Source organism: Ornithinimicrobium cavernae (assembly GCF_003121625.1).
Lineage (GTDB): Bacteria > Actinomycetota > Actinomycetes > Actinomycetales > Dermatophilaceae > Ornithinicoccus > Ornithinicoccus cavernae.
Genome location: NZ_QDDJ01000013.1, coordinates 40,349 through 56,511 on the forward strand (window position 1 = coordinate 40,349; position 16,163 = coordinate 56,511).

A 16,163-nucleotide genomic window follows, 5' to 3' on the forward strand; every position below is an offset into this window, starting at 1 on the left:
GAGCGGTGGCGCGGCTCCCGACCTCAGCCACCGTGCACGACGAAGCCGCCGACGACCGTCGCCGACACCATCATCGTGCGCAGCACCTGCGCCTGCTCGGCGGCCCGCCCCGGGTCCGGCGCGGACCCGGGGAGCCCGCCCGCCGCATACGGATCCTGGTCGAGCAGCACCAGGTCACCGGGCTCACCCACCGCCAGACGGCACCCGTCGACCGAGGCGGAGAGCGCCTCTGCCGGGGTGAGGGAGAGCTCCGGGTGCCAGGCCTCGCCGTCCACCGGCCCCCGCCAGACCGCCGCCGCCATCGCCAGCCAGGGGTCCAGGGGCGCGACCGGGGCGTCCGAGCCCAGCGCGAGCGGGATGCCGGCCTCCAGCAGCGGACGGTAGGCGAACGCGTGGCGCGTGCGGTCCGGCCAGCAGTGCTCGGTGGCCGCGCGGTCGTCGATGAGGTGCGCCGGCTGGATGCTCGCGCGGACGGGCAGACCCGACCAGTGCGGCAGGTCGCCCGGTGCGACCAGCTGGGCGTGCTCGATCGACCCCGTGGCGCCGGTCTCGCGGAACACGTCCAGCGCCTGCCGGACCGCGCGGTCGCCGATGGCGTGCAGGGCGGTCTCCACGCCGTGCTCGTGGGCGGTGCGGACCAGGCTCACCAGCTCGTCCTGCGTGAAGTTGGAGAAGCCGTGCGGCTCGTCGAGGTCCGCGGAGTCGGCGTAGGGGTCGCAGCACCACGCGGTCCGCGTGTTGAGCGAGCCGTCGGAGATGATCTTCAGGGCGCCCATCCGCGCCCACCCGTCGGTGCCTGGCAGCGGGTCCCCCGTCCGCCAGCCGCGGCCGGTGATGTCACCCAGGCGGCTGGCGTAGACGCCGGTGCGCACCCGGAACGGCCCGAGCGCGGCGATCCGGGCGGGCCACAGGTCCCACGCGGGGCTGAACTCCAGGTCCACCACGCCGACCACGCCCTGCCGTCGGGCGTCCGCGACCGCCTCGAGCACCGCCGCCTCGGCGAGCTCCGCCGCGCCGGGCAGGTTGCCGAGCCGGTCGTAGGCGTCGAACCACTCGTTCTCGGCGACCACGCCCTCCCGGGGCGGGCAGTCCAGGAGCCGCAGGGCCGCGGAGTTGAGCCACCCGTGGTGCCCGTCGCCGCTGATGAGGACCACGGGGCGCTCCGGGCTGACCGCGTCCAGGTCGGCCACGGTCGGCTGACGGGCCCAGCCGGCCGTACGGTGCCCCCACCCGACCAGCGGCGACGCGGCCGTCCCGACGGGGGCGGTGGCCAGCGCGGCCCGCACGCGGTCCACGACCTGCTCGACACCGGTGGTCCCGGAGACGTCGAGCCGCGAGCGCACCAGGGCCCACTGGACCATGTGCACGTGCTGGTCCCACAGGCCCGGCGCCACCCAACGGCCCTCCCCGGCGAGCTCCGGGACACCGGAGGCGGGCAGGTCGGTCCCGACGGCGGCGATCCGCCCGTCCCTGATGAGTATGTCGACGGGCCGGGTCTCCCCCCGGCCGCCGGTCGCGCGGGACGCACCCTCGGAGGGGCCTCCGGCCGTCCCCGGGACGGCAGGGTCCAGGGCCACGGGACGGACGCCGCGCAGCAGCAGATCGGTCATGGCTGCACGGTACGTCCCGATCCCTCCCGGTGGTGGCACCGGCCGTCGCGTCGGGCGGGAGCCGTGTCGGACCGCCTCGGTAGGCTCGGGCCATGACAGGCCTTCCCGAGGACGTGACCCCGCTCCTGCTCGCCATCGACCACGTGGGCATCGCCGTGCCCGACCTGGACGAGGCGATCAGCTTCCACCGCGACGTGCTCGGTCTGGTCGTGCTGCACGAGGAGACCAACGCGGAGCAGGGCGTGCGTGAGGCGATGCTCGGGGCGCCGGGGGCGCCGGACGGCTCGGCCCAGCTCCAGCTGCTCGCGCCGACCGGCCCGGAGTCGACGATCGCCAAGTTCCTGGACCGCTCCGGCCCCGGGCTGCAGCAGCTGGCCTACCGGGTCGCCGACGTCGAGGAGGTGTCCTCGGTGCTCCGCGAGCGGGGCCTGCGCCTGCTCTATGACGCTCCGCGTCGTGGCACGGGCGGCAGCCGCATCAACTTCGTGCACCCCAAGGACACGGGGGGTGTCCTCGTCGAGCTCGTCGAGCCGCCGGCCACCGGGGGCCAGCACGGCGCGTCAACCGGGGAGGCGGGCGCGCTGACTCCCGAGCGGGTCCCGCGTGAGTGATGATGAGGAGGTGAGTGAGGGAGACATCACGGGGGGCACCGGTGCCCGGGGACGGTCGCGGCTGCGACTGCCCCGGATCGGGCGCGGACACACTGGCGTGCGCGGGCGCGGACGGGAGGCCGTCGAGTCGTGGCGCCGCTACCGCGAGACCCAGCTGACGGAGCTGGCCGAGAGCAACCGCCTGCAGCGCGAGCTCATCGAGCGGACGCACGCCCCCGCCGCCCAGGCCACGCTGCCCGGACTGACCGGCGTGCCGGCGGAGCCCGGCCCCACGCCCGTTCCCGCCCCCGGCCCTGTTCCCGCCGCCGCGGAGGAGCCCGTCGAGCGGCGGCGCGAGCTGATGATGGTCACCTCGCCGTTCATGTTCGGCTTCTTCGGTGCGCTGGGGGTGCTGGTCGCCTGGTGGCTGGCACAGAACCTCACCCGGCTCAGCTCGGTGATCACCTTCGTGATGATCGCGGTCTTCCTCACCCTGGCGCTCAACCCGATCGTGGAGAGCCTGACCCGCCGCGGCCTGGCCCGGGCGACCGGCGTGTTCACCGTCTTCCTCGGGATGATCATCGTGCTCGGCCTGTTCAGCTGGCTGGTCGTGCCGCCGATCGTCCAGGAGACCTCCACGCTGATCGAGCGCGCGCCGCGCTACCTGGAGGATCTCAACGCCCAGCCCTGGGTCGCCCAGCTCGACGCCCGCTACGACCTCGGCTCCCGGCTCGAGGACGAGTTCGAGAAGCGGCTCGGCGACACCAACTTCATCTCGACGGTCTTCGGCGGGGTGCTCGGCGCCGCGGGCTGGCTGGCCGGCGGGCTGATCGGCGCCTTCACCGCCCTCGTGCTGACGCTCTACTTCCTGGCGGCCCTGCCGACCGTCAAGGACGCCGCCTACAAGATCGTGCCCCTGAGCCGGCGCGCCCGGGTCATCGGCCTGGCCGAGGAGATCATGCGCCGCGTCGGTGGCTACGCCCTGGGCCAGGTCGCGGTCGCCTCGATCAACGGCACCTGCTCGTGGATCATGATGTCCCTGCTCGACGTGCCGTATGCCGCTGTGCTGGCTGTGCTGGTCGGCATGCTGGGCCTGATCCCTCTGGTCGGCGCGACGCTCGGGGCGGTGCTCGTCGCGCTGGTCGCCCTCAGCCAGGGCTGGGTCATCGCGCTCATCGTCTGCATCTACTACCTGATCTACCAGCAGATCGAGAACTACGTGATCGTGCCGCGGATCATGTCCCGCACGGTGTCGGTGCCGGGGGCCGTGACGGTCGTGGCCGTCCTGGCGGGCGGCACCCTCATGGGCGTCCTCGGTGCGCTGATCGCGATCCCGGTCGCCGCGGGCCTGCTGCTGCTCTACAACGAGGTCGTCATCCCCCGGCAGGCCCGCCTCTAGCCCCGCAATAGATAGTGGTCTCGTAGGCCTTCCCCGCAAAAGACACTGGTCTCGTAGGCCTTCACGAGAGCTGCTGCACTACCCCGCGTGCCAGCGCTCAGTAGAGATCCTGGATGGAGTTCATGTTCTCCATCGGCACCCGCAGGACCTGAGAGCCGGCCAGCAGGAACGCAGCCACCGACCCGACCCACAGGACGGGGACCAGCCAGTCGGGCCCACCACTGACCTGCCACACAGCCAGCAGGCACAGGGACAGGGCACCCAGGATGAGCAGGATGCTCACCGCGGCCCCCCAGGCGCGCCCGAGGTGCCACAGCCGCGGCAGCGTGACGAAGCAGGCAGCCATCACCACGGCCGGGAAGACCGTGCAGACCACCAGGGTCGGCACCGACGGCGACACGGGCGCGGCCGGGCGCAGCAGCAGAGCCAGGGCCAGGGTCGTCCCGATGGTCAGCACCAGCAGGCAGACCCCGCCCAGCACGAGCTGGCCGCGCGTCATCGCACGGTGTCCCAGCCGCCGCCCCAGGCCGGTCAGGGCGTAGGCCGGAACGGCGATGTGGATGGCCACGACACCAGAGATCCAGGCGGTCCACGGCTCGACATCGCCCCACCTCACCCATCCCCAGACCACGCCTGCGGCGAGCACGGCCCAGAGCACCGCGACCCGCAGCAGGTGCCACAGGACCACCGGGTACGACGCCGTCATCGTTGGGCCGCGGTGACGGGGACCCAGCGGGACAGCTCGACCAGGGCGACGTGCCGTGCCTGCGGCGTGCCGGTCAGCGCGACGATCCCCCAGCCGTTGGTGAGGTGGATCGTCAGCAGCGTGGGGCGCGACGGGTCCGGCGTCCCGGCATGCCTGACCCTGTCGTAGGGAAGGTGCTTGGGGCCCCGGAGGAAGCGCGTGTACCGGAGGCCGTCGGGCCCGATGGTCAGGGTGCCGCGCACGGCATACCTCGCCAGCGCGAGCCACGGCGCGCTCGAGCGCACGACCGAGATCTGCCGGGTCGGGACCGTCGCGACGGGCCCCTGCGGGCCGGACGCCACCGTTGCCTCCGCGGTCGGCTGTTGGTGGTAGCGGACGATGAAGAAGGCGGTCGCGGCGATGAAGGCACCCGCAGCCAGGGCGATCCCCACCGCCAGGAGGACCACGGCGGTGTCATTCATGCCCACGCCTCCCCGGGGCGGCGCCGCTCGCGCGCCGCCCAGCAGGTGGTGTGCCAGTGACGACGGTTCTCCACCCCGTGCATGCCGGCGGTCGGCCAGGCGACGGTATGCGGAGTGGTCGCCGGGAGCTCCTGGAGGCACCCCGGGCACAGATAGCTGCGCCCGGAGTCGTTGCCGCGCACCTGCCGTGCCGCCCACGCCTGGCCCCCGAACTCGACCTCGTCGAGGACCGGGCGGCGGTCGGCCGGCGGCGGGCCGCCACGCCGCGGCTGGACCCGGCCGCCGCGGCGCTTCCGGTTGGACCGGCCCATCGGCTCACTGCCCGCGCAGGAACGGCTCTTCCAGGAGGACGTGCTCGACCAGTAACGGCGACGGCGCCAGGTGCGCCTGGAAGCCGGACGTCCCGGAGTAGAGCTCCTCGGCGACCGCGAGCACCTCGTCGGCGCCCAGCTGGTCGATCATCGCGAACGGCCCGACCGGGTAGCCCAGGCCGAACTGCAGCGCGGTGTCGATGTCCTCCGCGCTGGCGTAGCCCTCGTCCAGCATGCGCACGCAGTCGTTGAGGTGCGTCACGAGCATCGCGTCCACGACCAGGCCCGTGCGGTCCTTGCAGACCACCGGCTCGGCACCGATGGACCGGATGACCGCGCGCACGGTGTCCACGGTCTCCGCGGAGGTGCTGATCGTCCGACCCGCCTCGATCACCTGGCCGTTCGGGGTGGGGGCGTGCACCCGCAGCACCACGGTGTCCTCGGGGCGACCGCTGATCGCCGCCAGCGCGACGGCGGAGTAGGTGTTGACCGTCGCCAGGATGGTGCCCGGGGCCGTGACCTCACCGAGCTCGCCGAACAGGTCGTCCACGTCCCGCAGCTCGTCGGCCGCGTCGTCCTCGACGTCCTCGTCCTGGGCCTCGACGACCAGCCCCACCGAAGCCAGCCGGGAGAGGTCCTCCATCGCGTCGGCCAGGTGAGTGACGGCATACCCGCCCTCCTCGAACCTGCCCACCAGCTCGTCCGCGAGCGCACCGGAGCCGATCACCGCGACCGACTGCACGTCGCGGCCGGGCCCGTGCGACGGGGTGAGCTCGTCGTCCACGAGCTGACCGCTGCCGGGCTTGGCGAAGGTGTAGAAGCCGCGGCCGCTCTTGCGGCCGTGCCGGCCCGCCAGGACCATCCGCTCCAGCATGGTGCTCGGCGCGTGGAGGGGGCTGCGGCTGTGCCCGTAGATCACGTCGCTGATGTGGTGGCAGACGTCCAGCCCCACGAGGTCCATCAGGGTCAGCGGGCCCATCGGCAGGCCGACGCCCACCCGCATCGCGGTGTCCAGGTCCTCGCGGCTGACGTGGCCGCTCTCGAACATCCGCATCGCGGTGCTGAGGTAGCCGAAGAGCAGGTAGTTGGCCACGAAGCCGGCGCGGTCCCCGATGACGACCGGCTTCTTGCCCAGGCCGGCGGCCAGCGCGCGGACGGTCTCGGTGACCTCCGGGTCCGCCATCGGCGTGGTGATGACCTCCACCAGCTTGAGGATCGGCGCCGGGTTGAAGAAGTGCATGCCGATGACGCGCCCCGGCACCTTCGCGGGCGCGGCGATCTCGGTGATCGACAGGCTGGAGGTGTTGGTCGCGACGATGGCGTCCTCGGCCAGCACGCCCTCGAGCCTGCCGATCACCTCGTGCTTGAGCGTCATGATCTCCGGCACGGCCTCGACGACCAGGTCGGCGGGGGCCAGGTCGGCGTAGTCGGTCGTGAGGGTGATCCGCCCCAGGATCTCCGCCTGCCCCGCCTCGTCGAGCTTGCCCCTGGCGACCGCCCGGTCGGTGGAGGCCTGCAGGATGCCCCGGCCCCGCTCGGCATACTCCTGGCTGCTCTCGACCCCGATCACGGTGAGCCCGCCGCGGGCGAACACCTCCACGATGCCGGCACCCATGGTGCCCAGTCCGATGACTCCGACGGTAGTGATCTCACGTGCCATGCGCCGATCCTCTCACCCCGGCCACGGGCCGGGTCCCCTCGCCCGCCCGACCGTCCGGTGCTCTTCACCCGGACGTCGCCCAGGCATCACCCGGCCAGCCATCGTCGTTGGCCGGGCACGGGTACTCATGAGGCTCCCCACCACTCCGAGGAGAGAACCCATGCATCGCAGCAGAACCCCACGGGCGCGGCGCGGCGCGGTCGCCGCCGCGGCTGCCGGACTGGCCACGGTCCTGGCCGCCGGCACACCGGCCCTGACGGCGACCGGCGCCGGCGCCCCCGTCATCCCGCCCGGGGTCGAGGACCAGCAGGCCACCTCGTCGCCCTCCGACGTCCCCGACATCGCGCTCGCTCCCGCCGGCGAGGCCATCCTCACCGACCGGGAGGACGCCCCGGTCGCGCCAGGCGTGGTCTACACCAGCTTCGACCGGTACGACGCGCGCGGCTGGGTCCGCGGCGACATGATGGTCGCCGACCTGACCAGTGAGGACATCACCTTCGACTACCTCAACTCGGGTGCGGTGGCGGGGACCGGCACGCTGTCCTCGCAGGTCGAGCGAGGCGGTGCGATCGGCGCCGTGAACGGTGACGGCTTCGACATCAATGACACGGGCGCTCCCTACGGGATGGGCGTCCAGCGGGGCCCGGACGGCGAGGAGCCCCGCGTCCTGCACGGCTATGCCGACAACGCCACCCGCCGCGGCCCGAGCCTGGTCATCGGCAAGGACGGCCTGGCCGAGGTGGCCCAGCTGTTCCTGGAGGGCACGGCGTCCGACGGTGACTCCACGGTGACGATCGGCAACCTCAACTCCCCGCACGTCGCGGCCGGCGGGGTGGGGCTCTACACGAGCGACTGGGGCAGCGACGTGCAGATCGGCCGCGCCCTCGACGGCGCCGACCCGGTCCGCGAGGTCGTCCTGCGGGACGGCACCGTCGTCGAGAACGACACCACCGTCGACCACGGGGCGGTGCTGGACGGTGAGCAGGTGCTCGTCGGTCGTGAGGCCGGCGCCGAGCTGCTCACCGGCTTCGAGGTCGGCGACGAGGTGCAGGTGACCTACGGCGCCAAGGGCTCCGAGGACCTCGCGGTGGCGCTCAACGGCTTCTTCCCGGTCGCCATCGACGGCGAGGTCGTCACCACCAACGACCGCGACCTGCACCCGCGCACCGTCGTCGGGGTCACCGGGGACGGGGAGCAGCTGGTCCTCATGACCGTCGACGGGCGGCAGGCCGACTCCCGCGGCCTGACCGAGGTGGAGACGGCCGAACTCGTGATGGGCATGGGTTACCCGACGGTGCTCAACCTCGACGGCGGAGGCTCCTCGGAGATGATCAACCGCACCGCCGGTGAGACCGCCCCGACCATCAAGTCCAGCCCGTCCGACGGTGGCGAGCGGCACACGGCCAACTCCCTCGGCCTGTTCGTCCGCGAGGGCTCCGGCGAGCTCGAGGGGTTCACCGTCGCGGCCGCGGACGCGGCTCGCGGCGCCGACACCGACACGGAGCAGGACCTGCGCGTCCTGACCGGTCAGACCAGGGTGCTGCGGGCCAGCGGCTACGACGAGACCTATGCCCCCGTCGAGGCCGCTCCCTCGTTCGTGGTCCCCGGCGGCAACGCCCTCGTCTGCCGCACCTGCGGCGACCCTGCGGGCGTGGTGACCCTGACCGGCCACAAGGCGGGACAGGCTGGCCTGGTCGTACGCTCCGGCGCCGTGGTCACCACGCCGGTCCTCACGGTCCTCGGCGAGCCGGTCAGGCTCACCACCAGCACCCACCAGGTGTCCCTCGCCTCGGACGACGTCACGGGCACCTTCCAGGTGAGCGGGCAGGACGCGGACGGCTTCACGACCTGGCTCGAGCCGGCCGACGTGACGCTGGACTATGACGAGTCAGCCGTCAGCGTGGCCGCGGAGGGCGACCACTTCCGGGTCACCCCGCTCACCGACAGCGCGGCCGGGGTCATCACGGTGACCGTGGGTGACCTCCGCACGCAGCTGTCCTACAGCGTCGGGCTCGGCACCGACGTCATCGACACGATGGACGATGTCACGACGTGGCGGGCCGTCACCTATCCCGCTGCGGTGACGGCCTCGCTGTCCACCGCTCCCGGTCGCGACGGCGGCTCGGCGGTGGCCATGGACTACTCCCTCACCGGGACGACCGCCACCCGTGCGGCATACCTCACCAGACCCGCCAGGATCGAGCTGTCCGGTGACCCGCAGCGGCTGGGCGCCTGGGTGCACGGCGACGGCAAGGGTGCGTGGCTGCGCGCGAACATCTACGAGGCCACCGGTGGGTCGGCCAAGACCGTCGACCTCGCCGCCAAGGTCAACTGGACCGGGTGGCGCTACGTCGAGGCCGACATCCCGGCCGGGCTGGTGAGTCCGCTGTCCTTCTACCGGCTCTACGTGGTCGAGACCGTGCCCTCCCGGCAGTACTCCGGACGCATCGTGGTCGACGACCTGACCGTCCGCGCCGCGCTGCCCGCACAGCCGCTGGAGGTATCCGCCGTCGACGACCCGGCCGTGGTCACCCAGGGATCGGTGCCGGAGGGTTCGTGGCGCTACGCCGTGCTGTCCGACGTCCAGTTCACGGCCGACAACCCGGACAGCGACCTGGTCGCCCAGGCGCGCCGCACCCTCCGCGAGGCGCTCGCCGCCGATCCCGAGTTCATCGTCATCACCGGTGACTTCGTGGACCGCGGCTTCGCGGAGGACATCGCGCTGGCGCAGCGCGTCATCACCGAGGAGGTCGGCGACCGGGTGCCCGTCCACTACGTCCCCGGCAACCACGAGGCGGCCGGCCCGGGCGACCTCACGGAGTGGAGCGCCGTGTTCGGCGAGCCGAGCCGGGTCTTCGACCACCGCGGCACCCGCTTCCTCATCCGGGACACGCACGGCTACTCGCTGCGCTCCGGCGGCCTGGACCAGGTCATCGACCTGCAGGAGCAGCTGGAGCAGGCCCGGGAGGACGACGCCGTGAACAACGTGGTCGTCCTGCAGCACCACCCGATGACCGACCCGACCCCCACCGGCGGATCCGGACTGACCGACCCCAAGGAGGCCGCGCTCCTGCAGGACTGGCTGTCCGACTTCCGCGCCGACTCGGGCAAGGGCGCTGCGCTGATGGCCGCGGGCGTGGGCACCTTCCACGTGTCCCGCACCGACGGGGTGCTGCAGGTCATCACCGGCAACGCGGGCAAGACACCCAGCACCGCCCCCGGTGACGGAGGCTTCACCGGGTGGGCGCTGGTCGGGGTCGACCCGGACGCCGAGCCCGCCCCGCTGGCCACGCGACGCTGGTCCGCGCCGGAGCAGTGGCTGCGTGTCGAGCTGCGACCGCACGTCGACGCGCTGGAGCTCAGCGCCCCTGCCGCGGTCGCCCCCGGCTCGTCGGCCCAGGTGACGGCCACCGTCCACCAGGGCGGGCGGGAGATCCCCGTTGACTACCCGGTGGCCGCGACCTGGGCCGGCTCGGCCGAGCTGCACGTGGGTGATGCCGCCTCCGCACCGGACGATGCGGTCGCGGTGCTGGAGCCGGGCTCCGGCACGCTCACCGCGCTGCAGGCCGGCGTGGTGACGCTGGAGGTCACCGTCAACGGCGAGACCGCCTCGACGGAGGTGCGCGTGGAGTGAGCCGCCCGTTTCCGGGGGACGGGCAGTGCGTCGGTCCTCTTGGGACCGGCGGGCAGGTAGTGCGCCTGCCCGCCGGGGACGGACCACCTTCCGGTTAGGGTGTGGCACGTGCGTGTCGTGATCGCCCGGTGCAGTGTCGACTATGAGGGGGCCCTGCAGGCTCACCTCCCCCTGGCCACCCGTCTGTTGATGGTCAAGGCCGACGGTTCGGTCCTGATCCACTCCGACGGCGGGTCCTACAAGCCCCTCAACTGGATGGCACCGCCCTGCCGTATGACGGAGCTCGAGCCCGAGGACGAGGAGCGGGAGCAGGGGGTCCAGTCGGTCTGGCTGGTGCAGCACGGCAAGCGCGAGGACCACCTGCGGATCCGCCTGCACGAGGTGCACTCGGACTCCTCACACGACCTGGGGATCGACCCGGGCCTGGTCAAGGACGGTGTCGAGGCACAGCTGCAGTCGCTCCTGGCCGAGCACATCGGCACCCTCGGCGAGGGCTACACGCTGCTGCGGCGCGAGTACGCCACAGCCATCGGCCCCGTCGACATCCTGTGCAAGGACGGCGCCGGCGCGACGGTCGCTGTCGAGATCAAGCGCCGTGGGGACATCGACGGCGTGGAGCAGCTCACCCGCTACCTCGAGCTGCTCAACCGCGACCCGCACCTGGCCCCCGTCCAGGGCATCTTCGCCGCGCAGGTGATCAAGCCGCAGGCCAGGGTCCTGGCCACCGACCGCGGCATCCGCTGCGTGACCCTGGATTACGAGGCGCTGCGGGGTCAGGACAACTCCGCCTCACGCCTCTTCTAGCCGCACCGCAGCCTCACCACACGCGGCCCCCGCTGCCCCACCGGCACCCCGCCGCAGCTGCCCCGCCCCCACCACGCTCGTGAGTGGAATCTGCGCCCCTATAGGGGGTCGTTTGCCACTCACGACGACACCGACACGGCAGACGCGTGAACTGCCGGACGCCTGTGGATAGACCTGACGGACGTCTGCTCGATCCTGGCACCCTCGGCGGATGGACTACGCCCGGATCCTCCTCAACCGCCACGGCGTCATCACCACCGCTCTGGCACACGAGGACGGGCTGAGCACCAAGGCGGTTGCCCACCGGGTCAACTCGGGCCGCTGGCAGCGTCTCCACCCCGGTGTCTTCCTCACGAACACCGGTGCCATCACGTGGGAGATCCGGGCCGCCGCCGCCCTCGCCAAGGCCGGTCAACCTTCCGTGCTGGCTCATTTCTCCGCGCTGGCCGTGATCGGCCTCGCGAAGAAGACGAGGGGGCTGACCATCATGGTCCCGAATCGGAGCCAGGTCACCGTGCGCGGGGCGCGCATCATCCGGACCCGCTCCCTGGAGGGGGCTTTCATGGATGGCCTGCCCGTCACGCCGGTGAGTCGCAGCCTGATTGACGTCGCTGACCTCCCCCGCATCACCATGGACGAGGTCATCAGCCTCTGTGCCCGGGCGTGCCAACAGGGCTCCACCACCGCTGACAAGCTCCTGGCCGAGCTCGCACGCCGCCGACAGCACGCCCGTCGCGCCGACCTGCGCCTGGCCCTGGGTGACGTGGCCGACGGCATCGAGTCCCTTGCCGAGCACCGCTTCCTGAGGCGGGTCGCCAGAGCCCACGGCCTCCCCACCTTCACGCTCCAGGTGCGAAAGGCACTCGGCCGGGTCGACTTCGACAACGAGGAGTTCCGCGTCACGATCGAGGTGGACGGGCAGCTCTGGCACGCCGGTGAACGGTTCCACACCGACCGCCGCCGGGACCGCAAGACCTCTGCGCACGGCGGCGTCACCGTGCGGGCGACCTGGTGGGACGTGAGCCAGGACCCGTGCGATCTGGCTGCGGACCTGGCCCGCATCTTCACGCACCGCGGCTGGCAGGGGAGCCCTCAGCCCTGTGGCCCACGCTGCCACGTCGCACGGCGGTGATGCTCGCGAGTGGAACTCACTCCCCTGGAGGGGCCCAGGATCCACTCACGAGCCGTCGGGATCTCAGGGAAGGGGGAGAATCACCCCATGACCCGCCGCGCCGCCCTCGCCGCCCCGAACCCCTCGGCCACCCAGGCCGGGCTGCACGCCCTGGGTTGCGGCGGCAACGCCGTCGACGCCGCGATCGCTGCCATGGTGACGGCCAGCGCGACCGAGCCGGGCATCATCAGCCCGCTGGGTGGCTGCTTCATCAATGTCTGGCCGGTGGACGGCGAGCCGGTGCTGATCGACGGCAACGTCGAGATGCCGGGCCGCGGAGCCGACCCCGCGCGGTTCGGGAGCGGCCTGATCGAGTGCGTGACGGCATACGGCGGTGGTCTGACCACCTATGCGGGACCGGGCTCCGTCGCGATCCCCGGCATGTTCGCCGGGCTGGGTCTGGCGCACGAGCGCTTCGGCGCGGCGCCCTGGGGGGAGCTGCTCGGGTTCGCCGCAGCGACCGTCGCCGACGGGTTCCAGCTGAGCCACACGGCCGCCTCCTACTTCGAGCTGGTCGCCCACACCATCTTCGCCTGGGACCAGGACACCCGGCGGATCTACACCGACGACGCCGCACCCTGGCCGCCCGGCCACGAGCTGCGGGACGACACGCTCGTCGCGACGCTGCGCCAGATCGGCGAGGAGGGGGCCGCGAGCCTCTACACCGGCGACCTGGCCGCGCGGATCGTCGCGGACATGACCGAGCGCGGTGGCCTCATCACGGCCCGGGACCTGGCGGAGTACCGCCCCCTCGCCCGCACTCCCCTGCGCACGACGCTCAACGGTTGGGAGCTGGCCTGCAACCCGCCTCCGGCGATCGGGGGCGCGGTCCTCACCGCGATGCTGCGGTTGCTCGGGGACGTCGCCGGCCCGGTCTCCCCGGAGCACGCCGCGCGCGTGATGAAGGACGTGCTGGACCTGCGCCTGCACCGGGTCGACGTGGCCGATGACCTGGAGGTCGCCGGGCACGAGCTGCTCGAGACGATCGCGGCGATGGGCGCGGTGGGGCTGCCCACCTCCTCGGACACGGCGCACGTGTCCGTGGTCGACAGCGACGGCACCGCGTGCGCGATCACCGCCTCGGCCGGCTACGGCTCGGGCATGACCGTGGCCGGCACCGGCATGCTGGGCAACAACGCCCTCGGGGAGCCTGAGCTCAACCGGCGCGGGCTGCACGCGCTGGCACCGGGGACCCGCCTGGCCTCCAACATGGCTCCCACGACGCTGCGGCATCCTGACGGCAGTGTGCTGGCGATCGGCACCCCGGGAGCCGACCGGATCACCACGGCGCTGCTGCAGGTGCTGCTGCACTTCTGCCTACACGGCGAGACGCTGCAGTATGCCGTGGACGCACCTCGCCTGCACGTGCGCCACCTGGACGACGGTCGGGTCCGCATCGACCACGAGGAGTCCGAGGTGCTGCGCGAGGGTTTGGGTGGTCTGCGGGCGGCTGACTCCGGCGAGCCGGTCCCGCTGCACGCGCACGCGCGGCACGCCATGTACTTCGGGGGCGTCGGCGCCGCGCTGCGCACACCGGAGGGTGAGCTGACGGCAGCGGCGGACCCGCGGCGCGACTCGGCGACGGCGGTCGGCTGAGCGGTCTCGCGGGGTTGGTCAGGCCGGACGGTCTAGCGCGGCTGACCCGGCATGGGCGGCATCTGCGGGAGCCCGCCACCAAGCGGCGGCGGGCCGGCGGCGTGCAGGCCGTCGACACGGGCCAGGACCAGGTGCAGGCGGGTGATCCGCATCAGTCGCTCCAGGCGTTCGGACGCCTCGGCGATCACGAGGCGGCGGTTCTGCCGGCGGGCTCGCTGGTGCAGTCCCACCAGCACGCCCAGCCCAGTGGCGTCGGCCACCTCGGCCTCGCGCAGGTGGAGCACCAGGTCGCCGTCACCGGCGGCAAGGACTCGCTGGAGGTGGCTGCGCAGCTCGGGCACGGTGCGCACCCCGAGCTGGCCACGGATGGTTGCCTCGCGGCCGGGTGAGTCGATGAACAACTCGATGCCCGGCCCTGCCCACGCCACTGCGGTCATCCCAGCCTCCGCCCAACTGCCCCTGAGTGTCCGGCAGCACCCACACGTTGCGGTGTTGCCGGACAGTGTGTACCCAGATAACGCCATCAATCCAGGAAAGGTTGCCGTGGCACCGGTCACAATTTCGTAAAGTCCCCTGCCGCCCCCTTCTCGACCGAGCGCGCGGTGGCCTGGGATCTCAGCCCACCGGACGCACGGTCAGCCGGGGAGGATCGACGACGTGTCCCTCGTTGGGCCTCAGGCGTCCGAGGCGCTCGGTCCCCGCTTCTCCTTCTGCGGCGCCTCCGCCCGACCGCCGCCCGGCTGCCACAGCACGTCACCTCCGGCCTCCACGTTTGCGACGCGGGCCAGGATGAAGAGCAGGTCCGAGAGCCGGTTGAGATACTTCGCGGTCAACGGGTTGACCCCGCCCTCGCCCCGCTCCGCAGCTTCCGCGGCCGGCTCGGTGCCATAGGTGTCCAGGGCCAACCACGAGGAACGCTCCGCCCGCCGTGCCACGGTCCGTGCCACGTGAAGGTGGGCCGAGCCCGGGGTGCCACCCGGCAGGATGAAGGAACGGAGCTTCTCCAGCTCCTCGTTGTAACGGTCACAGTCGGCCTCGAGCTCATCGATCCAGGCCTCCTTCACGCGCAGTGGTGGGTACTCGTAGGACGCGCGCAGCGGCGTGCACAGATCTGCACCCACGTCGAAGAGGTCGTTCTGGATCCGCACGAGGGTCTCCTCGACGTCCTGCCGGAGCCCACCCGCGGCAATGGCCACCCCGATGACCGAGTTGGTCTCGTCGGTGTCGGCGTAGGCCACGAGGCGGGGGTCGTTCTTGCTCGTGCGGCTGAAGTCTCCGAGGGCCGTGGTGCCGTCGTCGCCGGTGCGGGTGTAGATCCGGTTGAGGATGACCATGCCCGCATCATCGCACTCGGCCCGAGAGCCCGTGCGGCCTGTCATGGGCAGGAAGCGTCGAAGCGCGCTCGGTCGAGAGAAAGCCGGGTCACGACGCGCTCGATCAAGGGAAATGCCGGGTCACGGCGCGCTCGGTCGATAGGGGGTCAGGCGACGTTGGCGTTCCAGCCGGGCGGCACGGACTCCAGCCAGGAGCGCAGAGCCGTGTAGTGCTCCAGCCCGAGAGCGAGCTCGAAACGGTCGTCCGCGTAGGCACACGGGACGGCCAGGACGTGCCCGGACAGCCAGGGGACGTCCGCGGGATCCTGCGCCCGGGCGATGCCGAGCTCGAGGCCGGAGCGCTGCCAGCGGTGCAGGGGGTCACGGAACGGGCCGCCGCGACCATAGTGGTCGAGACGGCCCGAGTCGTAGGTCAGCTGTCCGCGGGACCAGTCCGAGGACTCGTCCGCGCGGTAGGCACAGGGGAAGGCGTGGGAGCCGGCTCCGAAGCGCGTGAAGAGGACGAAGCCGACAGCCATCAGCAGCACAGCCGCCAGCATCGCGAGCACGATGAGGAGGATGCCACCGGTGTCCATGGTCAGCTCACGCGGTCAGCCCGGACGCATCCACCTGGGCGGCCACGATCGTGACACGGTCGTGGTCGATCGAGAGGAAGCCCGAGTCGATGGTCACGGTCTGGTGGGTGCCGTCGGCGTCGAAGCTGACCTCACCCGCCACGAGGACGCCCAGCAGCGGTGCGTGCCCCGGCAGGATCCCGAGGTCACCGTCGATGCTGCGCGCGCGCACAAAACTCGCCTCGCCCCTCCAGACCATCCGGTCTGCGGCGACAAGCTCAACCTGCAGTGCACTCACGTGCTGTGTCCTCTCCGTGGAGATCGTGGTTCAAG

The 16,163-nt window shown here is 72.2% G+C and carries 15 protein-coding genes; 6 read left to right on the forward strand and 9 right to left on the reverse strand.

Features of this window, described 5'->3' with window-relative positions; genetic code table 11:
- Window positions 1-23: 23 nt before the first annotated feature.
- The gene (locus DA085_RS15050) at window positions 24-1,610 is read right to left on the reverse strand and encodes an amidohydrolase (RefSeq protein ID WP_109473807.1); all 1,587 of its coding nucleotides are present in this window, start codon (window positions 1,608-1,610) and stop codon (window positions 24-26) included.
- 92 nt (window positions 1,611-1,702) lie between these two features.
- Between DA085_RS15050 and mce the strand changes: the two genes are divergently transcribed.
- The gene (mce, locus tag DA085_RS15055) at window positions 1,703-2,221 is read left to right on the forward strand and encodes a methylmalonyl-CoA epimerase (RefSeq protein WP_109473808.1); all 519 of its coding nucleotides are present in this window, start codon (window positions 1,703-1,705) and stop codon (window positions 2,219-2,221) included.
- A 10-nt stretch (window positions 2,222-2,231) separates the two neighbouring features.
- Entirely contained in the window at window positions 2,232-3,599 is a 1,368-nt protein-coding gene (locus tag DA085_RS15060; protein ID WP_237565552.1) for an AI-2E family transporter, read from the forward strand.
- Between the two features lie 97 nt (window positions 3,600-3,696).
- Here the strand turns inward: DA085_RS15060 and DA085_RS15065 are convergent, their stop codons facing one another.
- The 4 genes from DA085_RS15065 to DA085_RS15080 are packed head-to-tail and all read right to left on the reverse strand — an operon-like array spanning window position 3,697 to window position 6,737.
- Window positions 3,697-4,305 (reverse strand): hypothetical protein, encoded by a 609-nt coding sequence (locus DA085_RS15065; protein ID WP_154402220.1) that lies wholly within the window; start codon window positions 4,303-4,305, stop codon window positions 3,697-3,699.
- Entirely contained in the window at window positions 4,302-4,766 is a 465-nt protein-coding gene (locus DA085_RS15070; protein ID WP_109473810.1) for a hypothetical protein, read from the reverse strand. The genes DA085_RS15065 and DA085_RS15070 overlap by 4 nt, the downstream gene beginning before the upstream one ends.
- Window positions 4,763-5,077: a hypothetical protein gene (locus DA085_RS21700; RefSeq protein WP_109473811.1), complete on the reverse strand. Its 315-nt coding sequence runs from the start codon at window positions 5,075-5,077 to the stop codon at window positions 4,763-4,765. The genes DA085_RS15070 and DA085_RS21700 overlap by 4 nt, the downstream gene beginning before the upstream one ends.
- Window positions 5,078-5,081: 4 nt before the next feature.
- Complete coding sequence (locus tag DA085_RS15080; protein ID WP_109473897.1) at window positions 5,082-6,737, reverse strand: 3-hydroxyacyl-CoA dehydrogenase family protein; 1,656 nt, start codon at window positions 6,735-6,737, stop codon at window positions 5,082-5,084.
- Between the two features lie 160 nt (window positions 6,738-6,897).
- Between DA085_RS15080 and DA085_RS15085 the strand changes: the two genes are divergently transcribed.
- The 4 genes from DA085_RS15085 (at window position 6,898) to DA085_RS15100 (ending at window position 13,942) form a co-directional block, all read left to right on the forward strand.
- Window positions 6,898-10,371, forward strand: coding sequence for a phosphodiester glycosidase family protein (locus tag DA085_RS15085; protein ID WP_161958515.1), 3,474 nt, complete (start codon window positions 6,898-6,900; stop codon window positions 10,369-10,371).
- 108 nt (window positions 10,372-10,479) lie between these two features.
- Window positions 10,480-11,175 (forward strand): endonuclease NucS, encoded by a 696-nt coding sequence (gene nucS, locus DA085_RS15090; protein WP_109473813.1) that lies wholly within the window; start codon window positions 10,480-10,482, stop codon window positions 11,173-11,175.
- A gap of 211 nt (window positions 11,176-11,386) precedes the next feature.
- Entirely contained in the window at window positions 11,387-12,307 is a 921-nt protein-coding gene (locus tag DA085_RS15095; RefSeq protein ID WP_109473814.1) for a type IV toxin-antitoxin system AbiEi family antitoxin domain-containing protein, read from the forward strand.
- Window positions 12,308-12,394: 87 nt separating this feature from the next.
- Window positions 12,395-13,942, forward strand: coding sequence for a gamma-glutamyltransferase (locus DA085_RS15100; RefSeq protein ID WP_109473815.1), 1,548 nt, complete (start codon window positions 12,395-12,397; stop codon window positions 13,940-13,942).
- A 32-nt stretch (window positions 13,943-13,974) separates the two neighbouring features.
- On the opposite strand, the gene DA085_RS15105 is transcribed toward DA085_RS15100, so the two are convergent.
- The 4 genes from DA085_RS15105 to DA085_RS15120 all read right to left on the reverse strand — a co-directional run bounded on the left by DA085_RS15105 (window position 13,975) and on the right by DA085_RS15120 (window position 16,128).
- Window positions 13,975-14,379, reverse strand: a complete 405-nt coding sequence (locus DA085_RS15105; protein ID WP_161958516.1) for an STAS domain-containing protein — start codon at window positions 14,377-14,379, stop codon at window positions 13,975-13,977.
- Window positions 14,380-14,616: 237 nt separating this feature from the next.
- Window positions 14,617-15,276, reverse strand: a complete 660-nt coding sequence (locus tag DA085_RS15110; RefSeq protein WP_109473817.1) for a cob(I)yrinic acid a,c-diamide adenosyltransferase — start codon at window positions 15,274-15,276, stop codon at window positions 14,617-14,619.
- Between the two features lie 146 nt (window positions 15,277-15,422).
- Window positions 15,423-15,851 (reverse strand): DUF2550 family protein, encoded by a 429-nt coding sequence (locus DA085_RS15115; RefSeq protein WP_109473818.1) that lies wholly within the window; start codon window positions 15,849-15,851, stop codon window positions 15,423-15,425.
- Window positions 15,852-15,858: 7 nt separating this feature from the next.
- Window positions 15,859-16,128 (reverse strand): F0F1 ATP synthase subunit epsilon, encoded by a 270-nt coding sequence (locus DA085_RS15120; RefSeq protein WP_109473819.1) that lies wholly within the window; start codon window positions 16,126-16,128, stop codon window positions 15,859-15,861.
- Between the last annotated feature and the right edge of the window lie 35 nt (window positions 16,129-16,163).